Below are 4,751 nucleotides of genomic sequence, written 5' to 3'. Positions count from 1 at the left end.
GAAAACCCTGCGTGAGACCGACGAGAAAAGGAATTTCTCGGCTCGCGACGATCTCGCGGAATGCTGCGTCACAGTTTTGGTTCCAACAAATCCTTTCCGAAATCGAATCGCGCCAAAGCTGCGGCAGCAGACATCGATAGCCCAACTATAAGAACCGAATCACCCCCAAGGCAAAGGGATTCCAACGGCAGCTATTTACACTTGCGTAAACGCAACCTTCCCAGCCATCATCTGATAATGATTATGCGCGCCCCCATTCTGGCCGCGCTGATGGCGGCTGGACTGCTTCATGCCCTGCCCGCCGTGGCGCAGGACTGCATCGTCACATCACAGGCCACGATTCAGGTTGGAGCCGAGGCAAAGGGCGTTCTGGCTACGGTTGATGTCGATCGCGGCGCGCGCGTCAGCGCCGGGCAGGTGCTGGCCACACTTGAATCCAGCGAGGAGCAGGCGCTGCTGGAGCAGGCCCGTATCGAGGCGGGAAATGATGTGGCGGTCCGTCTGGCCGAGGCCAAGGCGGCGGCCGCGGACCTGAAGGTGACCCGGCTTCGGACGCTGGTGTCGCAGCAGCTTGGGCGCGAGACGGAGCTTGAGCAGGCCGAACTGGAGGCCGCGACCGCCCGGCTGGAGATTGAACAGGCCAAACTGGCGCTGGAACGGGCCCAAAGTGCCTTTGACGCCGCCGAGTCCGCACTGGCGCGCAAGACCATCCGCGCACCTTTCGATGCCGTGGTGATCGCAAGGCTGATGCACCCGGGCGAATTCTACTCCGAACAATCGCCCATCCTGACCTTGGCCAGGATCGATCATCTTTATGTCGAGGCGTTCCTGCCCTTCGACCGGCGCGCGGAGCTGTCACAGGGACAGCCGATCACCATCACACTTGAGGACGGGCGGCAAAGGACGGCCCGCGTCGACGTGATTGACCCGGTCCTCGATGCCGCCACCGCCACGTTCGGATTGCGACTGGTCCTCGATAATGCCGCGGGCGACATCCTTGCCGGCAGCCGCTGCCAGTTGAACCTCGGGCAGTAGCGCGAAAACGGACAAGAATAATCCGCCCGGAACATCCGACCAGTTGTCGGGTGCCTCATCGGGGCCGCGCATCGCGATTCCGGATTTCACGATCCGGCCACCGCCACCTTTCTGCGCTGCAGCATGAAGAAGGCGATCAAAATTGCGGCACCTCCCGAACCACGTCGAAGACCAGAGGCCTAGACCGTCAAACGGGTTGCCATCCGGCATGGCTCTGCGCCTGCTGACAGGGGTCCGGCGCTTGTCCGGGCGTAAGATGTGCGGTGACGGCTGGTTCTTCAGGCAAGCCATCACCGCACGGGTGCAACACATAGCTGCCTGTCCGATATGGGCGATTTCTTCCCTCATGGGAAGGCTCCACAGGCAGACCTGACGGGGGATTATTCATGAAACTCACGCGCCGCTCGATGCTGGCCAGCACCGTGGCCACGATCGCCACGCCGCTGTTCACACGTCCGGTCTTCGCGTCCGAAGACACGATCAAGATCGGTATCCTGCACTCGCTCTCGGGGACGATGGCGATTTCGGAAACCACGCTGAAAGACACCATGCTGATGCTGATCGAGGCACAGAACGCCAAGGGCGGCGTGCTGGGCAAGAAACTAGAGGCGGTCGTGGTCGATCCGGCCTCCGACTGGCCGCTCTTTGCCGAGAAGGCGCGCGAGTTGCTGACCGTGGACAAGGTTTCGGTGATGTTCGGCTGCTGGACCTCGGTCAGCCGCAAATCGGTGCTGCCGGTGATCGAGGAACTCAACGGGCTGCTGTTCTACCCGGTCCAGTATGAGGGCGAGGAATCGTCCAAGAACGTGATCTATACCGGCGCCGCACCGAACCAGCAGGCAATCCCGGCGACCGACTACTTCCTCAACGAGCTGGGGATCGAGAAATTCGCGCTTCTGGGCACCGATTATGTCTATCCGCGCACCACCAACAAGATCCTCGAGGCCTACCTGCTGTCCAAGGGCATCGCCAAGGAAGACATCTTCATCAACTACACCCCGTTCGGCCAGTCCGACTGGGCCAAGATCGTCTCGGACGTCGTCGCATTGGGTGCCGATGGCAAGAAGGTGGGCGTGCTGTCGACCATCAACGGCGATGCGAATATCGGCTTCTACAAGGAGTTGGCCGCCGCGGGCGTCAAGGCCGACGTGCTGCCGGTTTGCGCCTTCTCGGTCGGTGAAGAAGAGTTGTCGGGTCTCGACACCTCGAACCTCGTCGGCCACCTCGCGGCATGGAACTACTTCGAATCCGCCGACACGCCTGCGAACAAGGCCTTCATCGACGAATGGCATGCCTTCATCGGCAATGACAAACGCGTCACCAACGACCCGATGGAGGCGCATTACATCGGCTTCAACATGTGGGTGAACGCGGTGACGCAGGCCGGCACCGTCGATGTGGACCCGGTGCTGGATGCGTTGATCGGTCAGAAATTCCCGAACCTGACCGGCTCGACGGCCGAGTTGCTGCCGAACCACCACCTGACCAAGCCGGTGCTGATCGGCGAGATCCGGGCCGATGGACAATTCGACATCATCAGCCAGACCGACCCGGTGCCGGGCGATGCCTGGACCGACTACCTGCCGGAATCGGCGGTTCTGGAATCGGATTGGAAGACGCTGAAATGCGGCATGTACAACACCGAGACCAAGACCTGCGTGCAGATCAAATCCAACTACTGATCTGACAAGGAGGGGCCGTGCCGGCCCCTCCGCCTACCAAGCAGGGACCATCATGCGCGCCATCATCTTTGCCGTTGTCATGGCCTGCCTCGGTCTGCCGGCCCTGGCCGATACCGTGGCCGAGATCGTGACCTCTCATGCGGGCCAGATTGCCCGCCCGTCGCGCCAGACGATCGGTCCGGTCATTGCCGAGATCGCGGCCAGCGGCGACCCGATGGCGCCGCGGATGCTGGAGGCATGGGGCAACAAGGCGCTGGGCCAACGCAAGGCCGACAAGGCTTTCTTCATCCTGTCGCGCGATGCTGGGGGTTTTGCCCTGACCGATCTTGCCGGCAACCCGGCCGGAACGGCAGCCAGCGAAGATATCACCGAACTGAAACCCAACGGCGGTGTGCGGGGGCTGATCGCCTCTGCGCTGGTGCGGTTCACGCTGTCCGACCCGGACCCGGCCAAGCGGGCCGACGCGCTGGCCTCGATCGCGCAGGACCCCCGCGCTGACAGTCTTGAGCCGCTGCGCGCGGCAATCCCCACCGAAACAGATCCGGCGCTGAAGGCTCAGAAGCAGCGGCTGGAGCGGTTGCTGACACTGCGTTTCGATCCCGACACCGCCGCGCGTGTGGCCGCGATGCAAAGCTTCGGCGCCGATACCGGGCTGGACCTGCGCGCCGCCCTCAGTCCGCTTGTCGCGACAACGCAGGTCGCCGCCACGGCACCACCCGAGGGCCGCAACATCGCCCGCGAGATGAAAGTCGGTCGCGACCTGACCCCGACCGAGGCCTATGACCTGCTGGTCGCACAAGGCGAAGCGCCGGCGCGGATCACCCGCGACGCGCAGGAACAGGCGCTGGCCGCGCATATCGAGAACGGCCGTGTCGCCGGCATCCCCGTGGCGCAACTGGCCGTGCAATCCGCGCGCGACCGCGCCTACAAGGCGCTGGCGGCGGCGGGCGCCGTGCCGGCAGCAGCCACCGACGCCGACGTGACCGCCGCCATCGCGGCGCATCGTTTCTTCGATGTCTATACCGAGGCGGACCCGGTCATCACCTCCGCGGCCGCCAAGGCCCTTGGCAAGATCAGCATGAGCGTCGGCGCGATGCAGGTGGCCGATCTTGCGCTCGACGGCCTCTCGCTGGCGTCGATCTATTTCCTCGCGGCCATCGGCCTTGCCATCACCTTCGGCGTGATGGGGGTGATCAACATGGCGCATGGCGAATTCATCACCATGGGCGCCTATACCGGCTTCGTGGTCCAGCAAATCGTGCCGGACTACACCGCCTCGCTGATCGTGGCCTTCCCGCTGGCCTTCGTGATCACCTTCGGGGCTGGCGTCGCGCTGGAACGGCTGGTGATCCGGCACCTTTACAAGCGTCCGCTGGAGACGTTGCTGGCGACCTTCGGCATCTCCATCGCCCTGCAGCAATTGTTCAAGAACATCTTCGGCACGCAGGCCCGCCCGCTAACCTCGCCCGATTGGCTGGGCGGCGCGCTGAGCTTCAACGATGTCGTTCAGATCAGCTATATCCGCATCGCGATCTTCGTGCTGGCGCTGCTGTTCCTGACATTCTTTCTCTACCTGATGAAGCGTACCCGGCTGGGGCTGGAAGTGCGCGCAGTCACCCAGAACCCGACGATGGCCGCCTCGATGGGGATCAACCCCGACCGCATCAACATGCTCACCTTCGGGCTGGGCTCTGGCATCGCCGGGATCGCCGGGGTGGCGATCGGGCTTTTCGCCAAGGTCACGTCGGAGCTGGGCACCGATTACATCGTGCAAAGCTTCATGACGGTCGTCGTGGGCGGCGTCGGCAACATCTGGGGCGCGCTGGCCGGGGCCACGATGATCGGCGGGCTGCAAAAGGCGATCGAATGGCTGAACCCCTCCAACACGCTGGCCGCGCAGACCTACATGATCCTGTTCATCATCCTGTTCATCCAGTTCCGCCCCCGCGGCATCATCGCGCTGAAGGGACGCGCCGCCGGTGACTGAGCCTGCCCCCCCTGACGCGCTGAGCCCCCAGCCGCTGCTGCGGCGCT

The 4,751-nt window shown here is 63.7% G+C and carries 3 protein-coding genes; all 3 read left to right on the top strand.

All coding sequences use genetic code 11. From position 1 onward, the window contains the following. Positions 1–237 precede the first annotated feature (237 nt). Positions 238–1,035 (top strand): efflux RND transporter periplasmic adaptor subunit, encoded by a 798-nt coding sequence (locus GC146_RS11920; protein ID WP_291838707.1) that lies wholly within the window; start codon positions 238–240, stop codon positions 1,033–1,035. A gap of 407 nt (positions 1,036–1,442) precedes the next feature. After that, a complete protein-coding gene (urtA, locus tag GC146_RS11915; RefSeq protein ID WP_291840710.1) occupies positions 1,443–2,717 on the top strand; it encodes an urea ABC transporter substrate-binding protein in 1,275 nt (424 codons plus the stop codon). 79 nt (positions 2,718–2,796) lie between these two features. Then, positions 2,797–4,704, top strand: coding sequence for an urea ABC transporter permease subunit UrtB (gene urtB, locus GC146_RS11910; protein WP_291840706.1), 1,908 nt, complete (start codon positions 2,797–2,799; stop codon positions 4,702–4,704). The last annotated feature ends 47 nt before the right edge of the window (positions 4,705–4,751 follow it).

Source organism: Limimaricola sp., assembly GCF_016125575.1.
GTDB lineage: Bacteria > Pseudomonadota > Alphaproteobacteria > Rhodobacterales > Rhodobacteraceae > WGLM01.
This window is presented reverse-complemented; position numbering and strand designations above follow the sequence as displayed.

Excerpts from the sequence above, each read along its gene's own strand:
- GC146_RS11920 (WP_291838707.1), top strand. The coding sequence starts at position 238 with ATGATTATGCGCGCCCCCATTCTGGCCGCGCTGATGGCGGCTGGACTG.
- urtA (WP_291840710.1), top strand. The coding sequence starts at position 1,443 with ATGCTGGCCAGCACCGTGGCCACGATCGCCACGCCGCTGTTCACACGT.
- urtB (WP_291840706.1), top strand. The coding sequence starts at position 2,797 with ATGGCCTGCCTCGGTCTGCCGGCCCTGGCCGATACCGTGGCCGAGATC.